The 26,043-nt window shown below is 56.2% G+C and carries 23 protein-coding genes and 1 pseudogene; 15 read left to right on the top strand and 9 right to left on the bottom strand.

Translation table 11 applies throughout. The annotated features are described in order from the left end of the window. The first annotated feature begins 669 nt into the window (after nucleotides 1–669). The 8 genes and pseudogenes from FHS21_RS25815 to FHS21_RS25850 all read left to right on the top strand — a co-directional run bounded on the left by FHS21_RS25815 (nucleotide 670) and on the right by FHS21_RS25850 (nucleotide 9,094). Nucleotides 670–1,632: an alpha/beta hydrolase gene (locus tag FHS21_RS25815; RefSeq protein WP_112531794.1), complete on the top strand. Its 963-nt coding sequence runs from the start codon at nucleotides 670–672 to the stop codon at nucleotides 1,630–1,632. Continuing rightward, nucleotides 1,625–2,812 carry a CaiB/BaiF CoA transferase family protein gene (locus tag FHS21_RS25820; RefSeq protein WP_112531793.1) on the top strand — a complete coding sequence of 396 codons (1,188 nt, stop codon included), beginning with the start codon at nucleotides 1,625–1,627 and terminating at the stop codon, nucleotides 2,810–2,812. The genes FHS21_RS25815 and FHS21_RS25820 overlap by 8 nt, the downstream gene beginning before the upstream one ends. Beyond that, nucleotides 2,796–4,445 carry a thiamine pyrophosphate-binding protein gene (locus FHS21_RS25825; RefSeq protein WP_112531792.1) on the top strand — a complete coding sequence of 550 codons (1,650 nt, stop codon included), beginning with the start codon at nucleotides 2,796–2,798 and terminating at the stop codon, nucleotides 4,443–4,445. The genes FHS21_RS25820 and FHS21_RS25825 overlap by 17 nt, the downstream gene beginning before the upstream one ends. Nucleotides 4,446–4,548: 103 nt before the next feature. Continuing rightward, nucleotides 4,549–5,280: a glycosyltransferase family 2 protein gene (locus tag FHS21_RS25830; RefSeq protein ID WP_112531791.1), complete on the top strand. Its 732-nt coding sequence runs from the start codon at nucleotides 4,549–4,551 to the stop codon at nucleotides 5,278–5,280. Beyond that, a pseudogene (locus tag FHS21_RS25835) lies at nucleotides 5,273–5,592 on the top strand (lipid-A-disaccharide synthase N-terminal domain-containing protein). The gene FHS21_RS25830 and the pseudogene FHS21_RS25835 overlap by 8 nt, the downstream one beginning before the upstream one ends. 13 nt (nucleotides 5,593–5,605) lie before the next feature. Beyond that, nucleotides 5,606–7,291, top strand: a complete 1,686-nt coding sequence (locus tag FHS21_RS25840) for an ArnT family glycosyltransferase (protein ID WP_183664813.1) — start codon at nucleotides 5,606–5,608, stop codon at nucleotides 7,289–7,291. A gap of 250 nt (nucleotides 7,292–7,541) precedes the next feature. Beyond that, the gene (locus FHS21_RS25845) at nucleotides 7,542–8,429 is read left to right on the top strand and encodes a hypothetical protein (RefSeq protein WP_158482274.1); all 888 of its coding nucleotides are present in this window, start codon (nucleotides 7,542–7,544) and stop codon (nucleotides 8,427–8,429) included. A 2-nt stretch (nucleotides 8,430–8,431) separates the two neighbouring features. Beyond that, entirely contained in the window at nucleotides 8,432–9,094 is a 663-nt protein-coding gene (locus FHS21_RS25850; protein WP_112531788.1) for a hypothetical protein, read from the top strand. On the opposite strand, the gene FHS21_RS25855 is transcribed toward FHS21_RS25850, so the two are convergent. From FHS21_RS25855 to FHS21_RS25895, 9 genes are all read right to left on the bottom strand, one after another. Further along, nucleotides 9,095–9,730, bottom strand: a complete 636-nt coding sequence (locus tag FHS21_RS25855) for an alpha/beta hydrolase (RefSeq protein WP_183664815.1) — start codon at nucleotides 9,728–9,730, stop codon at nucleotides 9,095–9,097. A 22-nt stretch (nucleotides 9,731–9,752) separates the two neighbouring features. Next, entirely contained in the window at nucleotides 9,753–11,078 is a 1,326-nt protein-coding gene (locus FHS21_RS25860; protein WP_112531786.1) for a UDP-glucose dehydrogenase family protein, read from the bottom strand. 82 nt (nucleotides 11,079–11,160) lie between these two features. Beyond that, nucleotides 11,161–12,207, bottom strand: a complete 1,047-nt coding sequence (gene mgrA / locus FHS21_RS25865) for an L-glyceraldehyde 3-phosphate reductase (protein ID WP_112531785.1) — start codon at nucleotides 12,205–12,207, stop codon at nucleotides 11,161–11,163. Between the two features lie 164 nt (nucleotides 12,208–12,371). Continuing rightward, nucleotides 12,372–13,373, bottom strand: a complete 1,002-nt coding sequence (locus FHS21_RS25870) for an ABC transporter ATP-binding protein (protein ID WP_112531784.1) — start codon at nucleotides 13,371–13,373, stop codon at nucleotides 12,372–12,374. Between the two features lie 28 nt (nucleotides 13,374–13,401). Next, nucleotides 13,402–14,460, bottom strand: a complete 1,059-nt coding sequence (locus FHS21_RS25875; RefSeq protein WP_183664824.1) for a Gfo/Idh/MocA family protein — start codon at nucleotides 14,458–14,460, stop codon at nucleotides 13,402–13,404. Next, nucleotides 14,460–15,299 carry a carbohydrate ABC transporter permease gene (locus FHS21_RS25880; protein WP_112531782.1) on the bottom strand — a complete coding sequence of 280 codons (840 nt, stop codon included), beginning with the start codon at nucleotides 15,297–15,299 and terminating at the stop codon, nucleotides 14,460–14,462. The genes FHS21_RS25875 and FHS21_RS25880 overlap by 1 nt, the downstream gene beginning before the upstream one ends. A gap of 12 nt (nucleotides 15,300–15,311) precedes the next feature. Beyond that, nucleotides 15,312–16,262, bottom strand: coding sequence for a carbohydrate ABC transporter permease (locus FHS21_RS25885; protein ID WP_112531781.1), 951 nt, complete (start codon nucleotides 16,260–16,262; stop codon nucleotides 15,312–15,314). A 149-nt stretch (nucleotides 16,263–16,411) separates the two neighbouring features. Next, nucleotides 16,412–17,671, bottom strand: coding sequence for an ABC transporter substrate-binding protein (locus FHS21_RS25890; RefSeq protein ID WP_112531780.1), 1,260 nt, complete (start codon nucleotides 17,669–17,671; stop codon nucleotides 16,412–16,414). 54 nt (nucleotides 17,672–17,725) lie between these two features. Then, nucleotides 17,726–18,637, bottom strand: coding sequence for an N-acetylmuramic acid 6-phosphate etherase (locus FHS21_RS25895; RefSeq protein ID WP_112531779.1), 912 nt, complete (start codon nucleotides 18,635–18,637; stop codon nucleotides 17,726–17,728). Between the two features lie 200 nt (nucleotides 18,638–18,837). Between FHS21_RS25895 and FHS21_RS25900 the strand changes: the two genes are divergently transcribed. The 7 genes from FHS21_RS25900 to ugpA all read left to right on the top strand — a co-directional run bounded on the left by FHS21_RS25900 (nucleotide 18,838) and on the right by ugpA (nucleotide 26,035). Then, nucleotides 18,838–19,725 carry a glucosamine kinase nucleotide-binding domain-containing protein gene (locus FHS21_RS25900; protein ID WP_112531821.1) on the top strand — a complete coding sequence of 296 codons (888 nt, stop codon included), beginning with the start codon at nucleotides 18,838–18,840 and terminating at the stop codon, nucleotides 19,723–19,725. Beyond that, nucleotides 19,718–20,506 (top strand): GntR family transcriptional regulator, encoded by a 789-nt coding sequence (locus FHS21_RS25905; RefSeq protein WP_112531778.1) that lies wholly within the window; start codon nucleotides 19,718–19,720, stop codon nucleotides 20,504–20,506. Before FHS21_RS25900 ends, FHS21_RS25905 begins: the two co-directional genes overlap by 8 nt. 17 nt (nucleotides 20,507–20,523) lie before the next feature. Beyond that, nucleotides 20,524–21,534: an SIS domain-containing protein gene (locus tag FHS21_RS25910; RefSeq protein ID WP_112531820.1), complete on the top strand. Its 1,011-nt coding sequence runs from the start codon at nucleotides 20,524–20,526 to the stop codon at nucleotides 21,532–21,534. Beyond that, on the top strand, nucleotides 21,531–22,691 hold the full coding sequence (gene nagA, locus FHS21_RS25915) for an N-acetylglucosamine-6-phosphate deacetylase (RefSeq protein WP_112531777.1): 1,161 nt from the start codon (nucleotides 21,531–21,533) through the stop codon (nucleotides 22,689–22,691). Before FHS21_RS25910 ends, nagA begins: the two co-directional genes overlap by 4 nt. Before the next feature lie 52 nt (nucleotides 22,692–22,743). Then, nucleotides 22,744–23,343: a bifunctional nicotinamidase/pyrazinamidase gene (pncA, locus tag FHS21_RS25920; protein WP_112531776.1), complete on the top strand. Its 600-nt coding sequence runs from the start codon at nucleotides 22,744–22,746 to the stop codon at nucleotides 23,341–23,343. 426 nt (nucleotides 23,344–23,769) lie between these two features. Next, nucleotides 23,770–25,080 carry a sn-glycerol-3-phosphate ABC transporter substrate-binding protein UgpB gene (gene ugpB / locus FHS21_RS25925; RefSeq protein ID WP_112531775.1) on the top strand — a complete coding sequence of 437 codons (1,311 nt, stop codon included), beginning with the start codon at nucleotides 23,770–23,772 and terminating at the stop codon, nucleotides 25,078–25,080. A 64-nt stretch (nucleotides 25,081–25,144) separates the two neighbouring features. Beyond that, the gene (gene ugpA, locus FHS21_RS25930) at nucleotides 25,145–26,035 is read left to right on the top strand and encodes a sn-glycerol-3-phosphate ABC transporter permease UgpA (protein WP_112531774.1); all 891 of its coding nucleotides are present in this window, start codon (nucleotides 25,145–25,147) and stop codon (nucleotides 26,033–26,035) included. Nucleotides 26,036–26,043: the final 8 nt, after the last annotated feature.

Genomic DNA, 26,043 nt, shown 5'->3' on the forward strand with positions numbered 1-26,043 from the left:
GACATGAATTTGCGCCGTATGTAGGCGAAAGGGGCTCCTGTGGCAATGGATGGTGGTTTATTTCGGGCAGCTGACCGAGGTTAAGCCCCTTCTTTGCCACGCCCTTATCTGAGTCTGGCCATTTGGTCCGAGGCTGCCGATTTGTCGATAGCAATGCTGCTGTGCGTGGTTCGACAAGCTCACCATGAGGGAGATTGAGGATTGCACCGATAGTCACCAACCCAGCAGTTCTTGGCTCCACTGCAACCCAACCATCTCCCTCATGGTGAGCTTGTAGAACCACGCACAGCGCCGTTGCCATCCGGCCTCATTCATCAGGGCAAGCCCTCAAAACGAGCGAAACCGGGCGCGGATATTTCCGTCACCCGGTTTCCCCTCTGGTGCCGCATTCGGGGAGCGTCCTCTTCTCCCCTGAACGGCCATGTAACTGGCAGAAACCGAGTGCGTTTCATTGTTGCGGTTGCAACGATCGCACATTCAATCTCTTTCGGAGTGAAGTTCTGAGGGAAGTTTTTATCGATTGCAAGAGGCTTTGCAAAATAAAATTGCATACGGTTTTACATGATTATTTATTGTGCAGGAACGAAAAAAATTAAGCGGATTTTATCGGAATTTATTGCGCATTGACTATTCGTGCGCCACCACTTCAACTGCGACGGGAGGCAGAGAATGGCATTCGAGGACGTAGAAACGATTGCAAGCGCGACAGGGGCAAAACTTGCGATGCGGTTTTCCGCGGCCGAGGGGCATGCGCACGCCATCGTCCAGATCAGTCACGGCGTCAGTGAACATTCCCTGCGCTATGCGCGGTTTGCCCGATTCTTGAACGGACAAGGTTTTCACGTCTATGCTCACGATCATCGCGGACACGGACTTACCAAAGCAACTGGAGCTCCGGCTGGACGATTTGCGCAAAGCGACGGAGTCATGCACGTTCTGGACGACGTCGATGCCATCAACAGTCTTGCCCGCCAGCGTCACCCTCACCTCCCCATGATTCTGTTCGGGCACTCGCTCGGCGGATTGATCGCAATGAACTACGTGCTGAAGCATCCAGGTAGAGTGGACGCTGCGGCGATCTGGAACGCCAATTTCTCTGCTGGACTTCTCGGCCAGGTGGCGCAAGGAGTCCTGCGTGCCGAGCGCATGTTTTTGGGATCGGACGTTCCAAGTATGTTGCTACCGAAATTCACCTTCCAGCAGTGGGGCCGCAGCATTGCAAACGCCCGTACGGCGTCTGACTGGTTATCGCGCGACCCTGACGAAGTAGATGCCTATCTTGCCGACCCGCTATCCGGCTGGAACCCAACAGTGAGTATGTGGCGCGATATTTTCGACCTCATCTTCACCGGTGCAGATAATTCGTTGCTGGCCAACGTCCCCCGCGACTTACCCTTCAATCTCGTCGGCGGTGCCGAAGATCCGGCCACCGAGAAGGGCAAAGCTGTCAGGCACCTTGATCGCAGAATGAAACAGCTTGGATTTTCCAATGTCACAACGAAGATCTACGAGGGTACACGGCATGAAGGCCTCAACGAGATCAACAGGGAGGTAATCATGCGAGATTTTGCGGATTGGGCGACACGAACAGAAACGATCGACACATCTGGAGAGTGCCTGAAACATGACTGATGCTCCTCTCAAAGGTGTGCGCGTCATCGAACTCGCCCGCGTTCTAGCCGGGCCATGGGCCGGACAGGTTCTCGCCGACCTTGGCGCTGATGTCATCAAGGTGGAAAATCCTGCCGGAGGGGACGAGACGCGTGGGTGGGGACCGCCGTTCATCGCCAGCAGCGAGGGCGAAAATCTCTCTGCCGCCTATTTTCACTCGTGCAACCGCGGCAAGCGTTCGATTACCTTGGATTTCACGACCAAGGAGGGACAGGAAACGGTCAAGGCACTCTGCCGTACTGCAGATGTCGTGCTCGAAAATTTCAAGGTAGGCGGCCTGAAGAAGTACGGCCTCGACTACGCATCTTTGAGCGCCGACAATCCGCGCCTCGTCTATTGTTCGATCACAGGCTTTGGTCAGGACGGGCCGTATGCAGCCCAGGCGGGCTATGACTTCATCATCCAGGGCATGTCCGGGCTGATGTCCGTTACCGGCGAACCCGACCGCGAGCCGCAAAAGGTTGGCCTTGCCGTCGCCGATGTCTTCACCGGACTCTATTCCGTCATTGCCATTCAGGCCGCGCTGGCCCATGCAGCGAAGACAGGCGAAGGCCAGATGATTGATATGGCCCTGTTCGACGTGCAATCCGCTGTCATGGCCAACCAGGCAATGAACTATCTTGCGACCGGCAAGAGTCCGCACCGCATGGGCAACGCGCACCCGAATATTGCGCCTTACGAAGTCGTACCGACATCCGACGGTCATATGATTCTTGCGGTCGGCAATGACGGGCAGTTCGCCCGGTTCTGCAGCCTTGTCGGGCTTGAAAATCTCGCCAGCGATCCTCGCTTCCTGACCAATAGAGCACGACTGGAAAATCGCATCGAACTGACGGCTCTGATACGGACTGAAACACAGAAACGCACCCGCGCCGAATTGCTTGACGCCTGTTCCCGAAATGCTGTTCCCGCTGGCCCGATCAACCAGATCGGCGAGATGTTCAACGATCCGCAGATCGTGTCGCGGCAATTGCGGCTTGATCTCGAGGACGGCCATGGCAGCACTATTCCCTCGGTGCGCACGCCGATCGTCATGTCGAAAACCCCGCTTTCCTATCAACGGCCTTCGCCACGTCTTGGCGAGCACAGCGCCGAAATTCTTGAAGAAGTAAAGGACGTATCCAATGAAAACGGGCGGTGAATTGATCGTCGAGGCTTTGGCGGCTAATGGCGTCGAGCGGTTGTTTTGCGTGCCAGGTGAAAGCTATCTTGCCGTGCTCGACGCGCTTTACGACGCAAAGATAGGCGTCACCGTTTGTCGGGCCGAGGGCGGAGCCACGATGATGGCGGATGCCTGGGGAAAGCTCACAGGCAAGCCAGGCATTTGCTTTGTCACACGGGGTCCAGGGGCAACCAATGCCTCCCCCGGAATCCACATCGCCAAGCAGGATTCGACGCCACTGATCCTTTTTATTGGCCAAGTGCAACGCGACGCACGTGAGCGCGAAGCCTTTCAGGAAGTCGAGTACCGCCGCTTCTTTGCCGATACAGCGAAATGGGTGGCAGAAATCGACGATGCGCGGCGCATTCCGGAATTCGTCACGCGCGCATTTTCCGTCGCGACCTCGGGCCGTCCTGGGCCTGTCGTGCTGGCGCTACCGGAAGATATGTTGACCGACAAGGTCGAAGCAGTGGCGGCTCAGGGCTGGCAGCCGGTCGAGACGGGTCCATCTCCGGCCAGTATCGAAAAGCTCGCCGATCTTCTTCAGGGCGCAACACGGCCTTTCGTGATCCTGGGTGGGTCGCGCTGGAATGAAAACGCAGTCCAGTCGATCACGCGCTTTGCAGAAAAATGGCACCTGCCCGTCGGCTGTTCCTTCCGCCGGCAGATGCTGTTCGATCATCTGCATCCGAATTATGCGGGCGACGTCGGGATCGGCATCAATCCGGCTTTGGCGGCGCGTGTGAAAGAAGCCGACGTGTTGCTGCTCGTTGGCGGGCGTTTCGGCGAGATGCCCTCGTCCGGCTACACGTTGATGGACAGTCCCTACCCCAAGCAGACTCTGATCCATGTGCATCCAGACGCGGATGAACTTGGACGAGTATATCGCCCAAGCCTCGCGATCAACTCAGCTCCCGACATGTTTGCAGAAGCTGTCGAACATCTTGCACCGCCGTCCCACATCAACTGGCCGGGGGAAGGGGAAACCGCGCATAAATCCTACCTCGCCTGGTCGACACCGCCGAAGACCGGACCGGGCAAGGTCGCGATGGGACCAATCATGTCCTATCTTGAGAGCGTGCTGCCTGAGGATGCGATCATGACCAATGGCGCAGGCAACTACGCCACGTGGCTGCATCGCTTCCATCGATTCCGCCGCTTCGCCACACAGGCGGCACCGACATCCGGGTCCATGGGTTATGGCCTGCCGGCGGCCGTTGCAGCAAAACAGCTCTACCCGGAGCGAACGGTCGTCTGCTTTGCCGGTGACGGATGCTTCCTGATGAACGGCCAGGATTTTGCGACGGCAGTACAATACGACTTGCCGATTATCGTGCTGGTCATCAACAACAACATCTATGGGACGATTCGTATGCATCAGGAGCGCGAATATCCCGGGCGGGTATCCGCGACGGATCTCACCAACCCGGATTTTGCCATGCTTGCCCGGGCCTATGGCGGTCATGGTGAGACCGTGGACGCTACGGAGGAATTCGAAGGAGCATGGCAACGGGCCGTCGAAAGCGGCAAGCCGGCGATCATTGAAATTCGTCTCGATCCCGAAGCGATTACACCGGCGAAGACTCTCTCCGACATTCGCAACAAGCGTTGACCGAAGGGTTGGCATTACGGCTTCGTAATGCAAATGAGGATGGCACGGCAGCGCTTTCGATGTTATGGAGCGCGCCTGAAGTCCCACTACGAAAGCTTGCAACTTGAGCAATCCGGCAATTACGATCGTCATTCCGTGCCGCAATGAGGCCGCCAATCTAGCCTTTCTCCTCGATGAAGTGGATGCAGCCATGGAAGGCCGCAGCTACGAAGTGATCGTCGTCGACGATGGCTCCACAGACTTGACAGGTGAAGCATTGGGCGAGCGGATCAGGGCCGGGAAGCCTCTGCGCCACATTCGTCACGACAAGTCTGCCGGGCAAAGCGCGGCCGTTCGCTCTGGCGTATTCGCTGCACGGGGTAAGGTCGTGGTCACCATGGATGGCGACGGACAGAACAATCCTGCCTATCTGCCGCGGCTGGCCGATGCACTGCTGCAGGCCGGTCCGGCAATCGGGATCGCAGCAGGGCAACGGCTGAAGCGTACCGACACCAAACTGAAGCAGTTCGCATCGAAATATGCCAACAAGCTGCGCAGCGCGATCCTGAAGGACAATACGCGCGACAGCGGCTGCGGCCTTAAGGCACTGCACACCCAGCTTTTCCGCGAATTGCCTTTCTTCGATGGCTGGCATCGCTATCTGCCTGCATTGGTGATCCGTGAAGGCTACGGCGTCGTGCATGTCGATGTCCTCGATCGCGAACGCCGTCACGGCAAATCGAACTACGGCATTCTCGACCGCGGTCTGCGCGGTATCCTTGACCTTTATGGCGTCTGGTGGCTGCGCAAGCGCCGCAAGACCGTTCCAACGATTACGGAGATCAGTCATGGCTGATGCTATTACCAATTGGCTGCACTCGGTTTTCGTGGCCCAATTCGATGCCTGGATTCTGCTGGGCTTTTTTGCGCAGGGCTGTTTCACCATGCGTTTCGTCGTGCAGTGGATTGCCTCTGAACGCGCTAAGCGCAGCGTCGTACCGGTGACATTCTGGTTCTTCTCGCTGTTCGGCGGTGTGCTGCTTTTCGTCTACGCGGTCGTGCGCAAGGATCCGGTGTTCATTGCCGGTCAGGGCTCGGACTTATTGTCTATATTCGCAATCTCTGGCTGATCGCCAATGAGAAGAAGGCGATGACGCTGGACACGTGAGCAAGGGATGTTGATGACCTCTTCGCACATCGCTCCCGGTGGCGGCACAAAACTTCGCGCCAGCCACTATTTGCTGCTGGTTTTCATCTGCCTCATCTCCTTCATACCCGGCATCGCTTCGATACCGCCGCTGGACCGCGATGAAGCGCGATACGTGCAGGCAACGCACCAGATGGCTGAAAGCGGCGACTATGTCGACATCCGCTTTCAAGACGCATCGCGCTACAAGAAGCCGGTTGGCATTTACTGGCTGCAGAGCGCCGCGCTCAAGCTCACAGGCTACAATAACGATGCGCCGGTATGGGTCTATCGACTCGTCTCGGTGGCCGGCGCCACGATCGCGGTGCTCGGCACGGCTGCTCTGGGAGCATTCCTTTTTGGCCAAAGCGCCGGCCTTATGGCCGGTATCGCCCTTGCAGCGATCGTTATGCTCGGTTTCGAGGCGCGCGTGGCAAAGACCGACGCGACGGTGCTGGCGACTGTCGTCATCGCACAGGGTGCGCTTGCATCGATCTGGATGGCAAGTCGCAAGGAGGAGGCCGCCAAATGGGCACCGGCAGTGATCTTCTGGGTGGCAACCGCAGCCGGTGTGCTGATCAAAGGCCCGATCACTCCCTTTGTCAGTCTTTTGACGATGGGTTCTCTCAGCCTTTTCTACCGCGAATGGCGATGGCTGAAACGCCTGAAGCCACTAAGCGGTATTTTCATCCTGCTGGCAATCGTGCTGCCATGGCTCATCCTGATCACGCTGAAAAGCGGCGGTGCCTTCTTCAACGAATCCGTCAACAAGGATTTCCTGTCGAAGGTTGGCGACGCGCAGGAAAGCCACGGCGCGCCGCCAGGCTATTTCGCTCTGATCTTCGTCGTGTTCATCTGGCCATTCGGCGTGCTCGCTATTCGCGGCGGTCTGCAGGCGTTGAGCCGGCTGCGCGAGGATCCGCGCCTTGCCTTCCTGACTGCCTGGTACATTCCGTTCTGGTTGGTAACCGAGCTTATCCCGACGAAGTTGCCCCACTATATTCTTCCCGCCTACCCGGCCTTGCTGTTGATGATGGCTTGGGCCATCGACACCGGCATCGCCGCCCAGCCCTATCGCGGCCGCTGGCAAATCTGGGTCGAGCGGCTGACGCTTCTTGGCCTTGCCGCTGCGACAGTCGGCTTCATGGGCGCGGGACTTGTCCTGCCCTATGTCATGACCGGATCATTCTCGTTTCCGGGGATCATTGCCTTCTTTACCGCAGCGGCCGCGGGTGTCTTTGCCAGCGGTCTTGTGTTGAATCACAATCTCAAGCGCGCGCTGCAAGCCTCTGCAACCTTTGCGATTATTACGCTCACGCTGCTCACATGGGGCGTCGTTCCGGCGCTCACGCCGATCTGGCTCAGCCCAGCCGTTGCCAATGCGTTCAATGCTGCCAAGGCTTGCAACAACAGCGTGCTGGCTTCCGCCAACTATGCCGAGCCGAGTCTGGTCTTTCTTGCCGGTACGAAGACGGTCCTCACCGACGGTGCAGGGGCAGCCAAGCATCTCACCGACGATCCGGCCTGTGCGATTTCAGCAGTCGACGAACGTGAACACGACACCTTCATCAAGGCTCTGCCGCAGGGCGAGAAGTCGGTTGCTGCAGTGGCGACTGTGAGCGGCATCAACTACAGCAAGGGCCGCAAGACGACCATTACGCTGTACAAGGCCGCGCAATAATCGATTGACTTGCGACTAATGTCGAATTGACAGCTTCATGCGCTAATAGGAATATAGTCCTTTTAAAAGGACCTTATTCATGCATAGATCACCGAAGGAAAGCCCAGCCTACCACAAGCTGCTATGGCAGATCAGAGCCAACGATACTTCCTTGAGGACACCAAGACGCGGGTGCTCAGCGGCGCAAGCCAAGCAGAACAATCTGCCCCTGCAACAGAAGCAGGATTTTCTCTACAAGCAACTCGAGTTTTTGGACGAACTTGACCTCTTTCTCAAATTTGATCCAGATCAACCTCGCGTGCCTGCTGGAAATTCTGATGGCGGGCAATGGACGAATGGCCAAGGCGGGATTGATCCGATCACCGCGGGCGCCACATTGGCGCATAGTAGTTCGAGCCCGCAAAGCAGCTCATGGATTAAACGGACCGAGCAACTCGGACAGCACATCGACCGTGAAACTCCACTGCGGGCCATTGTCAGAAACAATCCCGTTATCCGTTCTGCCACGGCTCTACTTTCGTTCCTGAAAGCACCTGAACTCGAATACCCGCTAGCGGACGCGGTTGCGCAATACAACGCAATTGCCGCTGCTGATGATCCTTATGTCGTGCCAATCCTTTCGCTGCGCGCAAGGCAATTTAGCAAAGGGGATTCCGACGCAAAAATCTGGGCGAGCGTTCGCAAGGCGGATATGGATACCGTCAGCAAGTTTTGCCCCAGGTACTGGACGATACAAACTATAGCGGACAGCGTTGCATCGACGATGGGACCCATTGGGTCCTATGGAACACCCCAAAACTATGGAACCCAGTTTCACCTGCGTGCTGCAAATATGGTGAACGGCTTGAACGACGGCACTCTGAAAGCAGAACTATTTCTTATGGCTCCGCTGGCTGGTGCTCCATCCGGGTACTACCGAGACAAAGTCGGGACCAGGGAAAAAGGATCACTAGGGCTCGATGTTCATGAGACAGTCAGGAGCGATCTGACTTGCATCTACGATTTTAAGACAGGGATAAAAGAGCTTGATCTTACACGAATGGGGAATTTCGCTCATTCAACCGCAAAGACCTATCCCAAAACAAAGGAGTTCTTTGTCATCCAGATCAAGCCAAGTGCCGGTTCCATCAGGAGATAATCATGACCACCATCAAAGACGTACGTGATGCAGTGCGCCCGCTCATTCAGCGGCGAAACGATCTGATCTCCACGGGACGATTCGTCTTCATCAAGCCCGTGCAGCACGTATTGCGCGGTGTTCATATTGATAGCTCCTTGGACCCAAGCGTTTTCATTCCCCAAGTTTCAGTACGTTTGCTCGCCCCCAAAGCGGAAATCAAGTCTCCTGGCTGGGGCATGCGGTTCAGGCAAGCCAACTATGGCGAGTACATCAGAAAGTACGGCTGGACGATGAACAAGCCAGACATAATCGCGCAAATGCTGGACATAATCGAGGGCGCTCTGCCGGCACTCTATGCCATTGCAAGTCTGGATGATTATTTTGCCTATCTCTCTGCCATGTCGGTGCCAGAGGTCAGCTCAACCACGATTGAACTTTTCGAGGTATTGATACCAGCCATGAAAGGGGAATTCGATATTGCACTGAGCTTGTTGCAGAAAAATAGGTCGGTAGCTGAGCATGTGGATCGGCTTTCGCCGGAGTTCTATCCGGCGCTCTTGGCTGGAGATCGAGTTGAAATCGCTCGAATTCTCCGCGAATGGGAGGCGATCACCGTTAAAACCTACAAGATCGAAAAAATTTGGGAGCGAACGCCATTTCCATTGGAATTGCAGGACGGTTAGCTAGTCAGCGACAAGGAGAAACTTTGCCTGAAGCCAATCTTTGATCAATTTTGGTTCGTCGTCATGCAAACCATGACCAGAGAGAAGCACATGAGTGGTGACATCAGCGCCGCATTTTTCTAGCTGGGCTGTCATCAACTTCACATCGTCCGGAGAGCGCCGTGTGTCTTTTTCGCCCGCGCCAATGAACACAGGAAGACCCGCGAGTTCAGGGAAATCTCTGTCAGGTGCGGGCGAAAGTGGTCGTATTAAAATTGCGCCTGCTACAAGAAACGGTGCCTGAAAGAGGATCGACGCTGCAGTGATCGCACCATTGGAGAAACCTAGAAGAATGGGCTTGGATTTCAGGACGCCCGTTTCCAAGGCTGAAGCCAAGAATTCGCACAAGCGGAACGTTTGACAGTTCAGATCAACGTAGTCGAGGCTCCTGTCGTCGTTCCTTTTGAAAAAGGCATAGCCGGTCCCCCACTCGACTGCCCCTCGCAAGGAAACATAGCGTCTATTGGGAGCTATGTTTTCGGAAAGCGGAATCAGGTCGTTCTCGTTACCGCTGCTACCGTGCATGAGAAGCAGCGGGGCGGCAGCACTAGTCTGGTTGCCACCATCCACATAGCGAAAGCCGTTCAGCTGGTGCACGGAGCTTCCCTCTGAATTTCCGTCAGGTATTGGCGCTCTTCCCCACCAGGGGTCGTCCGACAGAGTGGTATTCCAGGCCAGAGCCTTCAAGGTCTTGCGCATTGAAGACATTGCGCAGATCGAACAGGAGTCTGCCGCTCATAAGTGTAGAGACCCGCTTGAGGTCGAGCGCACGATAGGCATTCCATTCGGTCAGCAACAATGTGATCCCTGCCCCGTCGACAGCTTCGTAGGCAGACTTGCACCAGGTGACATCGTGCAGGACAGACTCTGCGGCCTCGCGTGCCTCAGGATCGTGCGCTCGCACACTCAAACCCGCCTTCTGCAGGGCTGGAATAATATCGAGCGCCGGCGACTCGCGAATGTCGTCCGTGTTGGGCTTGAAGGCGATGCCAAGCACAGCAACGGATTTCGCCCCGGTCCGCCTTGCTGCTTCGATTACCCGCTCGGCCATGGAACGCTTGCGCTGTTCATTGACACTGACGACCTGCTCGATAAGAGTTTGAGGCGCATCCATCTTGCGTCCGGTCGCCGCATAGGCGCGTGTATCCTTCGGGAAACACGACCCGCCAAATCCCGGCCCCGCATGCAGGAATTTCGATCCAATGCGGTTGTCCATGCCGATGGCCCGCGCCACGTCTTGTACATTCCCTCCAGCCTTTTCGCAAAGGTCAGCCACCTCGTTGATGAAGGTGACCTTCATGGCCAGGAAGGCGTTGGCGGCATATTTGATGATCTCGGCATTTTCCAGGGTCGTGACGATCATCGGCGTTTCGCGCAGATAGAGCGGACGATAGACGCGCTTCATGGCCGCTGCACCGGCATCATCATGAACGCCGACCACCACACGGTCTGGCCGCAGGAAATCTTCGACGGCCGAGCCTTCGCGCAGAAACTCCGGATTGGAGACCATGGAGAACGGCACGTCGGGCCGTGCCCTGGCGATACGGGCACGCACATCGGCGTTGGTGCCCACGACCACGGTGGACTTGATGACGATGACAGCATTGGGCTTCATCGCTGCAGCGATTTCATCGGCAGCCGCGTGGATATATTGCAGGTCGGCTTCACCATCGCCGCGCCGTGAGGGTGTACCGACAGCAACGAAGATAACGTCGGCATCGGCGACGGTCTCGGCGAGTTCAGTCGTGAATGTCAGGCGCCCGTCGCGCGCGTTGCGCACCAGCAGCTCATCGAGGCCTGGTTCGTAGATCGTAACCTCGCCAGCCCGCAACCGGTCGATAATCACCGGGTTTTTATCAACACAGGTAACCTGAAAGCCGAATTCGGCAAAGCAGACACCAGATACCAGACCGACATACCCGGTCCCGATCATCGCAATCTTCATTGAACTGTCCAATCGTTATCTTAGCGGGAGGTTTCGCATATTCGCCCCGCCATGCCAATTTCAAGGTTGCTTTGAGGGTGCTTTACTTGCGCTGCGGCCCCTTGCGTTCAGCCGAGGCAGCCCAAAGATTGACGTTCGCATCAGTTGCATAGCTATCGATCTCGGCAAGCTCGGCATCAGTGAACGCGAGATTTTCGAGCGACTTGACGCAATCGATCACCTGCTGTGGCTTGCTGGCACCAATCAGCGCGGTGGTGATGCGACCCTTCCTCAAAACCCACGCGATTGCCATCTGCGCGAGTGTCTGGCCGCGTTTGGAAGCGATCTCATTGAGTGCACGAATATTGTCGATGTTACGCTCGTTGAGGAAATCCGGATTGAGCGACTTGCCCTGTGCCGCACGGCTCTCTTCGGGCACACCCTTGAGATATTTGTCGGTCAGCATTCCTTGCGCCAATGGCGAGAATACGATGGAGCCGATGCCGAGATCTTCCAGCGCATCGATCAACCCGTCTTCCTCGATCCAGCGATTGATCATCGAATAACTTGGCTGATGGATAAGGCATGGCGTGCCAAGCTCTTCGAGAATAGCTGCCGCCTCGCGCGTCCGATGGGAGTTGTAGGATGAAATGCCGATATACTGGGCCCGGCCGGACCGCACGATTTGATCCAGCGCCATCATCGTTTCTTCGAGCGGCGTATCGGGATCAAAACGATGCGAATAGAAAATGTCGACATAGTCGAGGCCCAGCCGCTTCAAGCTCTGATCACAACTGGCGATAACATATTTGCGGCTGCCCCATTCGCCATAAGGCCCGGGCCACATGTTGTAGCCCGCTTTGGACGAAATAATCAGCTCATCGCGATAACCCTTGAAGTCATTGCGTAAAATGTCACCAAATGCTTCTTCCGCAGAACCGGGAGGCGGACCATAATTATTGGCAAGATCGAAATGCGTGATGCCGAGGTCAAATGCTTGACGGCAGATCGCCTGCTTGACGTTGTGCGGGGTGTCGTTGCCAAAATTGTGCCAAAGCCCAAGAGAGATGGCCGGCAGCTTGAGTCCGCTCCTGCCGCAACGGTTGTATTTCATGGTGTCGTAGCGCTTGGAGTCCGGTGTCCAGCTCATGGTATTCGTCCTGCTCTTGTCCATACATTATTGAAGCGGGAGGCGACTCCACGCGCGCCGGACTATGCCCCATACGCATGGTGATGTCATGACATGAATTGGCTCGCGGTGTCGCAGATCACCCGACGAAGAGGGCCATTTGCCACAGTAGTGGACGGCGCGCCTTACCCCTTGATGATCTTTCCATCATTATCGAACCGGTAGGTCCGGCCGGCATCCGGAGTGGCATAGAGCACGCCGTCCACATCGTAATTGTGCTCGCCAAACAGGCGAACGGTCAGTGGGCCGAAATCAGTCTGGAGGTAAATGATTGTATCCGCGCCAAGATGTTCGACATGGATCACCGAGCCTTTCCATTCGCCCGATGTTTTGCTGACCTGAATGTGCTCTGGACGAATGCCGATAGTCTTCGCGCCGCTCTGGCCGAGCTTGCTTGCGTCGATCAGGTTCATTTGCGGTGACCCGATAAAACCGGCAACAAAGACTGTCTGCGGGGAATTGTAGAGCTCCATCGGTGAGCCAACCTGTTCAATCTTGCCCCGGTTCAACACTACAATCTTGTCGGCAAGTGTCATCGCCTCGACCTGATCATGTGTCACATAGATCATGGTTGCCTTGAGTTGCCGGTGCAGACGCGCGATCTCGATACGCGTGTTGACACGTAGCGCAGCGTCGAGATTCGAGAGCGGTTCGTCGAAAAGAAACAATTGCGGTTCGCGAACGATGGCGCGGCCAATGGCGACACGCTGGCGCTGGCCACCGGACAGTTCCGCCGGGCGGCGTTCGAGGTAATCACCGAGCGACAGCATGTTCGAGGCGATCCCGATGCGCTCCTTGATTTCGTCTGATGGCTTACCTGCCTGCTTCAAGCCGAGGCCCATGTTGTCACGAACGGAAAGGTGCGGGTAGAGCGCATAGGTCTGGAAAACCATGGCAATGCCGCGTTTCGCAGGCGGCGTGTTGTTGACCTTTTTCCCGTCGATCAGGATATCGCCTGATGTTGCATCCTCGAGTCCCGCGATCACCCGCAGCAGTGTGGATTTGCCGCAACCGGAGGGTCCGACAAAAATCACGAACTCGCCATCCTTGACCTCAAGGTCGATGCCTTTGAGCACATCGACCTGACCGAAGGACTTGCGGATATTTTCAATCTTCAAAGAACCCAATGTCTTGTTCCCGTTTCTTGATTCAAATTCATAGATTAACTGGTTGACCCGTCCGCACGCTTTCATCTGCTGCCAGGCAGACGCTGAGCGAACGCACGGCGTCCTGCATGTGGCGGTCGAGGTCGAGATCTTCGCGGATAGCCTTGAGGACAAACGCCTGCTCCAGATCGCAGAGCTCCTGATGTCCAGGTTCGCCAGCCATACTCAAAAGCTCGTCGGGCTTTGCGAAGCGGCCATCCGGTCCAAGCTTTGCCGAGTGCAGACGAATAGTCGACGTTTTGGTGTGAGAGTCGATGTCATCCGATTTGGCGTTTTGGTCCATGACGATGGAAACGCAACCATTTGGCGAAATCACATCTTTAACGAAAAAGGCCGTCTCAGACATCATCGGGCCCCATCCGGCCTCATACCAGCCAACGGTATTGTCATCGAACAGCACTTGCAGGTGTCCGTAGTTATACATGGCCGGATCGATCTCATCGGTGAGACGTACGCCCATGCCGCGCACCTGAACCGGCTTGGCGTCGGTGATCTGCAGCATCACATCGAGATAATGAACGCCACAATCGACGATCGGCGATGTGGTCTTCATCAGCGATTTGTGCGTTTCCCATGTCTGACCGCTCGATTGCTGGTTCAGGTTCATGCGGAAAACGTAAGGACCGCCGAGCTTGCGGGCCTCTTCGATAAGCCGCATCCACGACGGATGGTGCCGAAGAATGTAACCGACCACAAGTTTGCGGCCGTGCTTCCTGGCGGCAGCAACGACCCGCTCGGCATCGGCCACCGTCGTAGCTAACGGCTTTTCGACGAAGACATCCGCGCCCGCTTCCATGGCAGCAACCGCATAGTCTGCATGACTGTCGGAATACGTATTGATGGAAACGAGGTCAGGCTTCAACTCGGCGAGTGCCTCGTTGAAGGAGGGATGGATCGTGTAGGCGCCGAGTTCTTCCGGCAGGGGCACGACAGAGCGATTGACCAGCCCGACGATCTCGAAACCGGGATTATGGTGATAGGCGAGCGCATGGCTGCGGCCCATATTGCCGAGCCCCGCCACAAGAACCCGAACTGGCTTTTGAGCCATCATTTGACCGCTCCCGAAGTGATGCCGCGGATCAACTGCCGCGAGAAGATAAGATAGAGAACGAGGACCGGAACGATCGCCAGCGTCAGCGCCGCGAGCACTGCGTTCCAGTTGGTCACGAACTGGCCAATAAACACTTGGCTACCGAGCGTCACGGTCTTGGTGGCGTCACTCGGCGCAAGGATGAGCGGAAACCACAGATCATTCCAGATCGGGATCATCGTAAAGACGGCAACTGTCGCCATCGCCGGCCGCACAAGCGGCAGCACCAAGCGAAAGAAGATCGAATACTCCGACAGGCCATCGATACGTCCGGCGTTCTTCAGATCATCCGAAACGGTCTGCATGAATTCGGTGAGAATGAAAACCGCGAGCGGCAGACCCTGAGCGGTGTAAACAAGGATGAGCGCGGTGAGCGTGTTGACCAATCCCGCCGCGACCATGCCCTGCAAGATAGCAACGGTTCCCAAACGGATCGGGATCATGATGCCGAGCGCGAGGTAGAGTCCCATCAGCGTATTGCCGCGGAAGCGGTATTCCGACAGTGCAAAGGCCGCCATTGCTCCGAATAGCAGGACGAAGAAAATAGAGACACCGGTGACAATGAAGCTGTTCTGGAAATAAAGAACGAAATCACCCTGTCCAAGAACCGTCTGATAGCCGATGAGGCTGAATGTCGATGGTGTTGGCAGACCCAGTGGATCACGGAAGATCGAGCTCCGGTCCTTGAAGGAATTGATGACGGTCAGGAACACCGGAAACAACGCGATCAGCGTATAGATGATGAGCGCCAGATGGACGAGACCGGTGCGGACGGGCGATGCTGTTGGCTTTGCCATGGATCGCTGCTCCTAGAACTGGTAGCGGCGCATACGCCGCTGGATGGCAAAAAGGTAGAGGCAGACGCCTGACAGGATGATGAGGAACATCACTGTCGCGATGGTCGCACCCATAGATTTATCACCAATCTGCAACTGGAAACCGAAGAAGGTCCGGTAGAGCAAGGTACCTAGAATATCCGTCGCGCCGTCCGGACCCGCGAGTGCCCCCTGCACCGTATAAACCAGATCGAACGCGTTGAAATTACCGACGAAAGTCAGAATGGAAATGATGCCGATGGATGGTAGGATCAGCGGCAGCTTGATCTTCCAGAACTGGCTCCATCCGGTCACGCCATCGCATTCGGCCGCCTCAAGAACTTCTTCGGGAATGTTGAGCATTGCCGCATAGATCAGCATCATCGGGATGCCGACATATTGCCAGACTGAGATCAGCGACACGGCAATCAGCGCACTACCCGGCTTACCGAGCCATGGCGAAAAGAGAGATTTCAACCCGACCAGATCGAGCAGGAAAGGCGAAACGCCCCATATTGGCGACAGGATGAGCTTCCAGATAAAGCCAACGATCACGAAGGATAGAAGCGTCGGCAGGAACATCGCCGTGCGATAGAAAGCACCAAAGCGCAGCTTCGGCACGGACAGCAACGCGGCAAGCGCCACACCGATGGGGTTCTGCACCAGCATATGGATCAGGAAGAAAACGAAGTTGTTACGGAGCGCATTCCAGAAACTGGCGGCCCAACGCGGATCGCCGAAAAGCACCTGGAAATTGCCGAAGCCGACGAAGAAGCTCTGGTTGTCTTTGACGTTGAACAGGGAAAGCCGCAACGTTTCGATGAGCGGCAGGATCATCACAGCCGTATAGACGAGCAAGGCGGGGGCCAAAAACACCAGAATGTGCCAGCGCCGACGGTGTCTGTCCTCAGCTCGATCGATCGATACTTCTGCGACTGTAGTCATTAAATCCGGGACCCCTGCTTTTGATTTTTTGGTCGTGCATAACGCGGCGCACGACTGCCGTTTTTAGCAATGATAGCGCAACGGCGTGCCTTGCGCCCGGATAAAGAAATAGCCGGGACGATCACGAGAACGTCCCGGCTATCGATCACTTACTTGGCAGGCTTGTACCAGCTGTCGAGACCATCCTGCAGCTTCTTGGCTGCAGCTTCTGGCGTGTCGGTGCCGTTGATGACGTTGGCCGATTCAACCCACGTTTCGTTCTCAAGGTTTGGCGTACCGCGCGACAGGATCTGATAGGTCGAACGGATCGTCGGCTTGCACTTCTCGCGCCATGAAACGAATTCCTGCGCCAGCGGATCCTGCATCTTCACCGGTGTTGAGTTCAGGCTGAAGAAACCCGGCAGCGCGTTGGCGTAGATCTCTGCAAATTCCGGCGAAGCAACCCAGTCCAGGAACTTCTTGGCTTCTTCTGCATGGGCGCTCTTGGCATTGAGACCGACGCCGATGTCGTTGTGGTCGGAAATGTAGCAGGCGTCACCGGCATTTTTCACAGGTGGCGGGAATGCTCCCATCTTGAACTGAGCCTGGGTATTGAACAGACCGATTTCCCACGAACCGGCTGGATAAATCGCAGCACGTCCGAGAGTGAAGAGATTTTGGCTGTCCGGATAGGTCTGGGCTTCAAAACCATCGCCGAGATAATCCCTCCACTTGAGAAGAACCTTGTAGGGTTCGACCCAATCAGCGTCGGTCAGCTTCTCTTCGCCCTTGATCAGCTTGGCGCGGCCTTCTTCGCCTTTCCAGTAGGTCGGTCCGATATTCTGGTAACCCATAGTCGCGGCTTCCCAGAGATCCTTTGTACCCATGGCCATCGGAATATAGGTTCCGTCAGCCTTGATCTTGTCGAGCGCGGCGAAAAACTCGGCTTCCGTGGTGGGAATAGCAATACCGAGCTTGTCAAAGGCATCCTTGTTGTAGATGAAGCCGTGGATAACCGAAGCCATTGGCACGCAGAACGTGTCCTTGCCATCGTCGGTCGTCCAGGCGGACTTTGCTACATCCGAGAAGTTCTTCATGCCCGGAAGATCATTCAGGCTCGCCAGATTGCCGCGCTTGAACTGCTCCAGCGATTTGTCGAAAGGACGGCAGGTAATAATGTCGCCGGCACTGCCCGCATCGAAGCGTGCACCAAGCGCAGCATCATATTCCGTCGGAGGCGTCGGAGCGAACTTCACCTTGATGCCGGGGTTCTTGGCTTCGAAAGCTGGAATAAGCTTTTCCTGCCAGACGGCCAGATCGTCGGTACGCCAGCTTTCGAGCGTCAGCGTGGTATCGGCGGCATGGGCAAAACCGGCCGTAGCCAGAATGCTTGTCGCCATAAGTAATGTTTTTAAAGTCGTGCTTCCCATTTTAGTCTCCTGTTGCACCCTTTTGAGCAGTGCCGTTAATGAGAGCCCCGGTTCCTAGCGAGAACCATGACTCTCTTTGAGTTCCGAAAGCGCCGGGCGAAGCCTCTGTTGATTGCTTTCGAGAAGGTCTGATGCATTTTCAGCGCTCGTTGCTCCAGCGGCGAGCAGGATCGCTGACTTGACCGAGCCGCCACTGGCTTCGAGCAATTTTGCTGCGTCGTCCACATCGCAAGCGCTGATCGCCGATACGATGCGCGCTGCGCGCTCGCGCAGTTTGATATTGTCCGCGACGAGATTGACCATGTACCCGTCATGCACGTGCCCGAGCCGGATGGCCATCAAAGTGGACAACAGATTGAGCGCGATTTTCTGCGCGGTGCCTGCCCCCATTCGTGTTGAGCCCGCCACCATTTCCGCCGGTGTTTCCAGCGCAATCGCTACGTCCGCCTTTTCAAACATCGGAACGTCGGGATTATTGGCAATCGAGACGATCTTGAGTCCGCGCTTCTTCGCTTCGTCGATTGCGGCGAGTGCATAGGGCGTTGTGCCGCTAGCGGAAATTGCAATCAGGCAGTCACCGGCCATCAACCCTGCAGCCGCAATATCTCTCGCGGCTTGGCTCACATCATCTTCGTAAGTGCCAGCCAACCGGTTGAGACTGGCGACACCACCAGCAAACAGAATGACGACGCGGTCGGGAGCAATGCCGTAAGTACCGGGTAATTCCAGCGCATCCGCCATGGCCATCAGGCCCGAACTGCCCGCGGCGGCATAAGCGAGACGTCCACCCGACGCGAGCGTGTCGGCAGCAAGCAGGGAGGCTTTTGCAATGGAATCCCTGGCGCGCGCAACCGAAGCTGCAGCCTCAAGCTGTGCTTCATGCAGCAACCGCAAAATATCTTCTGGCGACTTCTCGTCCAGTCCCAATGCGTTCTCGTTGCGCTGCTCGGTGCGGGTTAGTGCCACTGCTCACTCCTCGTTCCGATAATTAATGCCAAAAAAATACCACTTGTCCAGCAATTCCTTAAAAAATTTACACGATGATTTGGGGCAATGGATTTTTATTCAATAATTTCAACGAGATTGAGAAAAACCCGACGAGACACAAATTAACGCTTGGCTATTGGTATTTTATTGGTATTCTGAATGCTGGAGGACGATTGAACGTGACTTATCTCCTTGGAATTGATGGTGGCGGCACAGGTTGCAGGGCGGCATTGGCTGATCTGAGCGGCAATGTTCTGGGCACTGGCAAGAGTGGTTCGGCCAATATCATGACCGACATGAATACAGCACGTCTGAACATTCTCGATGCAACTGAAGCAGCATTCAAAATGGCTGGAATCGACGCTGGCCAGAGCAAAACGGTCTTCGCGGTCCTCGGCCTCGCCGGCGCCAATGTCGGCGGTAATGGTGCAAAGCTGGAAGCTATGCTGCCGTTTCAAAAATCGCTTGTTTATTCAGATGGCGTGATCGCGCTCCAGGGGGCACTTGGCGATCATGATGGCACGGTGGTGATCCTCGGCACTGGTTCCGCCTATGTTACCCGGCTCGGCAATGACATTCGTTTTGCCGGCGGCTGGGGCTTCAAGGTTAGCGATCTCGGCGGGGGTGCGAGGCTTGGCCGGGACCTGCTCGAAGAAACATTGCTCGCCTATGACAAGTTTCATCCTAGCTCGCCAATGACGACGGCAGTTATGGAACGGTTCGGAGGCAATCCGCATCGGATAGTCCAATTCGCCCATTCGGCGACACCAAGTGATTTCGGCACGTTTGCGCCAACCGTCTTCGAGTATGCTTCGAAAGATGACGCAGTCGCCGTTGCTCTTTTGGACAAGACCATTGGCCAAATCGAGGAAGGGCTCGACGCCATCATGTCTCCAGCCCCTATGCGTCTTTCCCTATTGGGTGGTCTTGGTGCTTTTTATGGTCCGCGCCTTTCACCTCGCTATCGGGCAATACTGCAAGCACCGTTGAATGACGCTCTGACAGGCGCAGTCCAGCTGGCAGCACGCAATTTCGCTTCGTCATCGGCGGAGGTTAGCAATGGGTGATGGTTTGATCGACATTCTGCCTTCGCTCAACGAGAGCTCTGCTGTCGGTGGTCCGCTTTACGTGAAATTGCAGCGGTTGATCGAAAATGCTGTTCGCGAAGGAAAACTTTTACCTGGAGACGCATTGCCTCCGGAGCGCGAACTTGCTGCAATGGCAGAGATCTCGCGTGTAACTGTTCGCAAAGCCGTCCAGGGTCTCGTCAATGACGGCCTGCTCGTCCAGCGGCATGGTTCGGGCACATTTGTTGCGCCGCGTTCCGCACGCGTCGAGCAATCCTTGTCGCACCTCACATCCTTTACTGAAGATATGGCACGGCGCGGGATGATCGTCCGCTCGACTTGGCTCGACCGCGGCGTCTATGCGCCTTCCCCCGAAGAAATGGTGACGCTGGGCCTGTCATCCGGCGAAAAGGTGGCGCGGATCAGCCGATTGCGCGTGGCCAATGACACTCCCATGGCAATCGAACGTGCCGCCCTGTCCATTCATGTGCTGCCGAACCCGGAACTCGTCACTTTATCGCTTTATGCGGTACTGGCTGAGAGCGGCAATCGTCCGGTCAGGGCGATACAGCGTATTTCTGCGGCCATATTGAAAGAGAATGATGCTAAACTGCTCCAGGTTCCGGCGGGCTCCGCCAGCCTGAATATAGAGCGGATATCCTACCTCGAATCCGGGAAGGTGATCGAGTTTACCCGATCGATCTACCGTGCCGACGCCTATGAATTTGTCGCCGAACTCAAACTCGGCGAGTCTTCAGAAATTTCAGGAGCAGTGCTGTGAATACCAAAACGACCCTCATGCGGGAAGAAATACTCTCAATTCCCGATGTGACAGCAAAGTTCCTTGACGCTTCCCGCGCAACGCTTGCTGCCGCCGGTGCAAAGTTGCGCGAGAAAAACCCGCCCTTTCTTGCATCGATCGCCCGGGGCTCGTCGGATCACGTCAGTGCCTTCCTGAAATATTCGAGCGAACTCACCGCCGGTATTCCCGTTGCTTCACTCGGGCCTTCTGTCGCCTCGATCTATGGCGTGAAGCTCAAACTTGGCTCTGCTGCGACCCTATCCATCTCGCAGTCTGGCAAGAGTCCTGACATAGTCAGCATGACAAACGCAGCCCGTGAAAGCGGCGCATTGACCATCGCCATCACCAATGTCATCGAGTCTGACCTCGCGCGTGCCAGCGACTTTGCTATCGATATCCTTGCAGGGCCAGAGCGCAGCGTCGCCGCCACGAAGTCTTTCGTCAGCTCGGCGGTTGCCGGTCTCGCGCTGATCGGACATTGGACCGAAGACGACAAGTTGCTTGCCGCGATCGATGATCTTCCAGCCGCGCTCGCCAAGGCCGTCGCTTGTGACTGGTCAGCCTTCGCAGGCGCAGTGACCGATGAAAACTCGCTGTTCGTTCTTGGACGCGGACCATCTCTGGCAATCGCCAACGAAATGGCGTTGAAATTCAAGGAAACAAGCGCGGTTCATGCCGAAGCCTTCAGTGCTGCTGAAGTCATGCACGGACCGAAAGCCATTGTCGGCGAAGGCTTCCCGATTCTCGTGCTCGCCGCGCGCGACGCAGCCGAAAATTCCCTCGTGGACGCCGCCAATCGCCTGGCCGACCAGGGCGCTGCGGTGTTCCTCACATCGTCCAAACCATCACATGCTACAGCCCTGCCCTTCGTCGCGACATCACACCCGCTGACCGATCCACTGGCACTGCTTGTTTCGTTCTATGCTTTCGTGGAAAGCTTTGCCCGCAGTCGTGGATTGAATCCGGATGAACCGCCGCACCTACGAAAAGTGACTGAAACCCTATGAGCACTATCTATGCCCTTACCGGCGCCGAGATTTTCGACGGCGAAACCTGGCACACCGATTCAGGTCTGGTTGTTGATGGCGATGTGATCAAGAGTATCACGCCGTTGTCGAATTTGCCCGATGACATTCGGCGGGTCGAATTGAAGGGCGGTAAGCTTGTACCGGGCTTCATCGATGTACAGGTCAATGGGGGTGGTGGCGTACTCCTCAACGACGGCCCAAGCATCGAGGCAATCCGCACTATATGTGATGCGCATTTCGCCTTCGGCACGACCGCCCTGCTGCCAACGTTGATCACTGATACGCCGGAAATAACCGCGGCGGCTATCGCCGCAGGCAAGGCCGCGGCACAAGAGAAAGTGGCCGGATTTATCGGCTTGCATCTCGAGGGTCCGCATTTGTCTTTGACACATAAGGGCACGCACGACCCGAAGCTGATCCGGCCGATGGACGACGCTGATCTCCTTGCCATCATCGAAGCAGTGCAGGAATTGCCGGTTCTGCTGACCACAGTCGCACCGGAAACGGTATCCGCTGAAAAGATCCGCGCGATGGTCGATGCCGGGGTGATCGTCAGCCTCGGTCACAGCGGCGCATCCTATGAAGTGGCGCTGGCAGCCAAGGATGCGGGTGCAACCATGGTGACACACCTGTTCAATGCGATGAGCCAGCTCGGCCATCGCAGTCCCGGCGTGGTCGGCGCGGTGCTTGAATCAGGTGAACTGTCCGCGGGACTAATCGCCGACGGCTTTCATGTCGACAAAGCCTCAATGGCGATCGCACTGCGTGCCAAGCGGGGTCCGGCGAAGATATTTCTCGTTACCGACGCAATGTCCACCATCGGCACAGACATCACCTCATTCACGTTGAACGGACGCAAGATCACACGCGCCGGTGGACGTTTGACACTGGACGACGGGACACTGGCGGGTGCTGATCTCGATATGATCTCCGCAGTGCGTTTTGTGCATCGCGAACTCGGTCTGTCTCTCGATGAGGCACTGCGCATGGCATCGCTCTACCCTGCCCAGAGTATTCGTATCGATCACCATTACGGGCGCCTTGCGCCGGGTTATATCGCCAATATCGTGCATCTCGACGAAAAGCTCGATGTCAATCACGTCTGGATCGGTGGCGACTCGCACTACGCACGTTGACGGAACAGTTCGACTGGTCATACTAGAGCCTTCACCTTACTGGAGAACCGGGATGGCCAAGGACGCGCTGATCGTCGTCGATGTGCAGAACGATTTCTGTCCTGGCGGGGCTTTAGGAGTCGATGGCGGGCATGAAATCGTCCCGATCATCAACAAGCTCATGCAGCGTTTTGATCGCGTCGTCCTCACCCAGGACTGGCACACACCCGGGCACTCAAGTTTTGCATCGTCGTATCCTGGCAAGGCGCCGTTCGAAACAGTCATGATGCCCTATGGGGAGCAGGTGCTCTGGCCCGATCATTGTATCCAGGGATCTTCAGGTGCGGACTTTCATCCGGATCTGGTTTGGACAAAAGCCGAGTTGGTGGTCCGCAAGGGTTTTCATCCGCATATCGACAGCTATTCGACTTTCTACGAAAACGACCGCAAGACCCCTACGGGACTTGCCGGTTATTTGCGCGAGCGCGGCATTACCAATGTGACTTTCGCAGGTCTCGCGACTGACTATTGCGTCGCATATTCCGCGCTCGACGCTATCGCGCACGGCTTTACTGCGGAGGTCCTGCTCGACGCATGTCGCGGGATTGATCTTGGCGGTTCGCTTGCTGCCATGACCGCAAAGATGCGTAAGGCCGGTGTTGTGCTTGTTTAACGGGCCCCTCAAAATGAACAGCTGAGCATTTTTTCCACAGCCTTGAACCAAGGTATGAGCTTCCAGTCACAAAACTGTTGTTTCCCTGTCACATAATGACGATACTGCCCTCAAGCGCACTTAGAGCAAGTTTTGTCTATTCAGAGTCGTTCTGCCGGAGGGAATTCGTGGACAAGGCCAAGGGGTTTGGCGAGGCCGATGCCTTCCCATCGGACGAAGCTAAAGCCCGAAGGATTTGGCCCGAATTCACCCGGCCCTTCGGGTTTCCGGCTGGCGGACACCCACTTTGTCAGGCGGCTTCGTCCGATGGATAAACATCGGCCTCGCCACCTTCCTAGTGGATTGTCTCGCCATACGTGAAACAGAACTGGCTCTGAATAAACAAAATTTGCTCTAGATGACGCCTTATGTGTATGGGAGATTCACATGACTTTTCGCGGCACTTCACTGAGCCTTGCTCTCGGCATTGTTCTCGCCTCATCCACCTCGTCTTTCGCCGTCACCGAGATCAGCTGGTGGCATGCGATGACTGGCGCCAACAACGAGGTCGTCAATACGCTTTCGAAGGAATTCAACGAAAGCCAAAGCGACTACAAGGTGGTTCCGGTGTTCAAGGGCACGTATCCCGAAACGCTGAATGCCGGCATTGCCGCCTTCCGCGCCAAGCAGGCCCCGGACATCATTCAGGTATTTGATGCGGGCACCGGCGTGATGATGGCCGCCGAGGGCGCGATCAAGCCGGTCGCCGACATTCTTTCGATGGGCGGCGCCAAGTTTGACAAGAGCCTCTATTTGCCTGGAATTGTCGCCTATTATTCCAAGCCCGACGGCACGATGCTGTCTTTCCCGTATAACAGCTCCTCGCCGATCCTTTACTACAACAAGGACATCTTCAAGAAGGCCGGACTCGACGAAAACAAGCCACCCAAGACGTGGCCGGAAGTCTGGGACGCTGCGAAGAAGATCAAGACAAGCGGCGCAGCCAAATGCGGATATACCTCGGCCTGGCTGACCTGGATTCACACCGAAAACTTCGCCGCCTGGAACAACCTGCCCTGGGGGTCGAATGAAAACGGTATCGGCGGCGTCGATGTCGAGCTGAAGATCAATGCGCCAATCTACGTCAAGCATTTCCAGGAACTCGCCGATCTCGCAAAGGATGGTACTTTCCGTTACGGAGGACGTACGTCCGAAGCCAAACCGCTCTTCCTATCCGGCGAATGCGGCATCTACAACGATTCATCGGGCGGGCTCGGCGACGTGATCAAATCGGGCATGAACTACGGAACAGGTCCGTTGCCCTATGACCCTGAGGCCAAGGATGCTCCACAGAACACGATCCCCGGCGGCGCCAGCCTCTGGGTTTTTGCGGGCAAGAGCGAAGAGCAATACAAGGGCGTCGCAGCCTTTTTCAACTTCCTCTCCAAGACCGAAATTCAGGCGCGCCTGCATCAGGTGTCGGGCTATTTGCCGGTAACGTTGGCCGCCTATGAGGAAACCAAGAAGTCCGGCTTCTACGGCAAGAATCCCGGTCGCGAAACGCCGATCCAGCAGATGATGGGCAAGGCGCCGACTGAGAATTCAAAGGGTGTCCGCCTCGTCAACCTGCCGCAGGTTCGCGACATCCAAAATGAAGAGTTCGAAAACATGCTTTCGGGTAAACAGACCGCCCAGCAAGCTCTGGATAATGCCGTCAAGCGTGGCAACGCTGCGATAAAGCAGGCAATCGGCCAGTAATCTTCATTTCATGACAGCCCCGTCCGTAATTTTACGGACGGGGCTATTTCAAAACGAGGCATTCATGGCATCGTCAACACGCGTCACTTTTCCAAACAAGTTTTTGCCCTATCTGCTGCTGGCACCGCAACTCGCCATCACCGCAATATTCTTCTATTGGCCCGCATCGCAGGCGATCTATCAATCCGTCTTGCGCGAAGATCCCTTCGGGCTGTCGACGCAATTTGTCGGTCTGGATAATTTCCGGCGCGTGCTCGGAGATCCGAACTATCTGAACTCTCTTCAGGTTACGGTTATATTCTCTGTAGCCACAGCGCTCATCGCGATGGCGCTTGCCCTTCTGCTAGCCGTCATGGCCGATAAGGTTATCCGCGGCAAAGGCATCTACAGAACGCTTTTGATCTGGCCCTATGCGGTCGCACCGGCCATCGCGGGCATGCTTTGGCTGTTCCTGTTCAATCCGTCTATGGGAACGCTTGCGCATCTCGTCCGTTCGGCAGGCTACAATTGGGACCCGCTGCTCAACGGTGATCAGGCAATGGTGCTGATCGTCTCAGCCGCAGCGTGGAAGCAGATCAGCTACAATTTCCTGTTCTTCGTCGCCGGTCTCCAATCGATCCCCAAATCGCTGATCGAAGCGGCCGCCATTGATGGCGCGGGCGAAACGAAGCGCTTCTGGACCATCGTTTTTCCGTTACTGGCCCCGACGACATTCTTTCTGCTGGTCGTCAACACGGTCTATGCCTTTTTCGACACGTTCGGCATCATCCACGCGGTCACGGGGGGCGGCCCCGGCAAAGCTACGGAGACGCTCGTCTACAAGGTTTACAATGACGGCTTCGTCAACCTCATCCTGGGTGACTCCGCCGCTCAGTCGGTGATCCTGATGATCATTGTTATCGGCTTGACGGCTATTCAGTTCCGCTATGTCGAGCGCAAAGTGCACTACGGCTGAGGATAGAT

Origin of the sequence: Phyllobacterium trifolii (assembly GCF_014192095.1) — a bacterium.
GTDB classification, from domain to species: Bacteria; Pseudomonadota; Alphaproteobacteria; order Rhizobiales; family Rhizobiaceae; genus Phyllobacterium; species Phyllobacterium trifolii.

Coding starts and splice junctions, on each gene's coding strand:
- FHS21_RS25815 (WP_112531794.1), top strand. CDS start 670: ATGGCATTCGAGGACGTAGAAACGATTGCAAGCGCGACAGGGGCAAAA.
- FHS21_RS25820 (WP_112531793.1), top strand. CDS start 1,625: ATGACTGATGCTCCTCTCAAAGGTGTGCGCGTCATCGAACTCGCCCGC.
- FHS21_RS25825 (WP_112531792.1), top strand. CDS start 2,796: ATGAAAACGGGCGGTGAATTGATCGTCGAGGCTTTGGCGGCTAATGGC.
- FHS21_RS25840 (WP_183664813.1), top strand. CDS start 5,606: ATGACCTCTTCGCACATCGCTCCCGGTGGCGGCACAAAACTTCGCGCC.
- FHS21_RS25850 (WP_112531788.1), top strand. CDS start 8,432: ATGACCACCATCAAAGACGTACGTGATGCAGTGCGCCCGCTCATTCAG.
- FHS21_RS25860 (WP_112531786.1), bottom strand. CDS start 11,078: ATGAAGATTGCGATGATCGGGACCGGGTATGTCGGTCTGGTATCTGGT.
- mgrA (WP_112531785.1), bottom strand. CDS start 12,207: ATGAGCTGGACACCGGACTCCAAGCGCTACGACACCATGAAATACAAC.
- FHS21_RS25875 (WP_183664824.1), bottom strand. CDS start 14,460: ATGGCTCAAAAGCCAGTTCGGGTTCTTGTGGCGGGGCTCGGCAATATG.
- FHS21_RS25880 (WP_112531782.1), bottom strand. CDS start 15,299: ATGGCAAAGCCAACAGCATCGCCCGTCCGCACCGGTCTCGTCCATCTG.
- FHS21_RS25885 (WP_112531781.1), bottom strand. CDS start 16,262: ATGACTACAGTCGCAGAAGTATCGATCGATCGAGCTGAGGACAGACAC.
- FHS21_RS25890 (WP_112531780.1), bottom strand. CDS start 17,671: ATGGGAAGCACGACTTTAAAAACATTACTTATGGCGACAAGCATTCTG.
- FHS21_RS25905 (WP_112531778.1), top strand. CDS start 19,718: ATGGGTGATGGTTTGATCGACATTCTGCCTTCGCTCAACGAGAGCTCT.
- FHS21_RS25910 (WP_112531820.1), top strand. CDS start 20,524: ATGCGGGAAGAAATACTCTCAATTCCCGATGTGACAGCAAAGTTCCTT.
- nagA (WP_112531777.1), top strand. CDS start 21,531: ATGAGCACTATCTATGCCCTTACCGGCGCCGAGATTTTCGACGGCGAA.
- pncA (WP_112531776.1), top strand. CDS start 22,744: ATGGCCAAGGACGCGCTGATCGTCGTCGATGTGCAGAACGATTTCTGT.
- ugpB (WP_112531775.1), top strand. CDS start 23,770: ATGACTTTTCGCGGCACTTCACTGAGCCTTGCTCTCGGCATTGTTCTC.
- ugpA (WP_112531774.1), top strand. CDS start 25,145: ATGGCATCGTCAACACGCGTCACTTTTCCAAACAAGTTTTTGCCCTAT.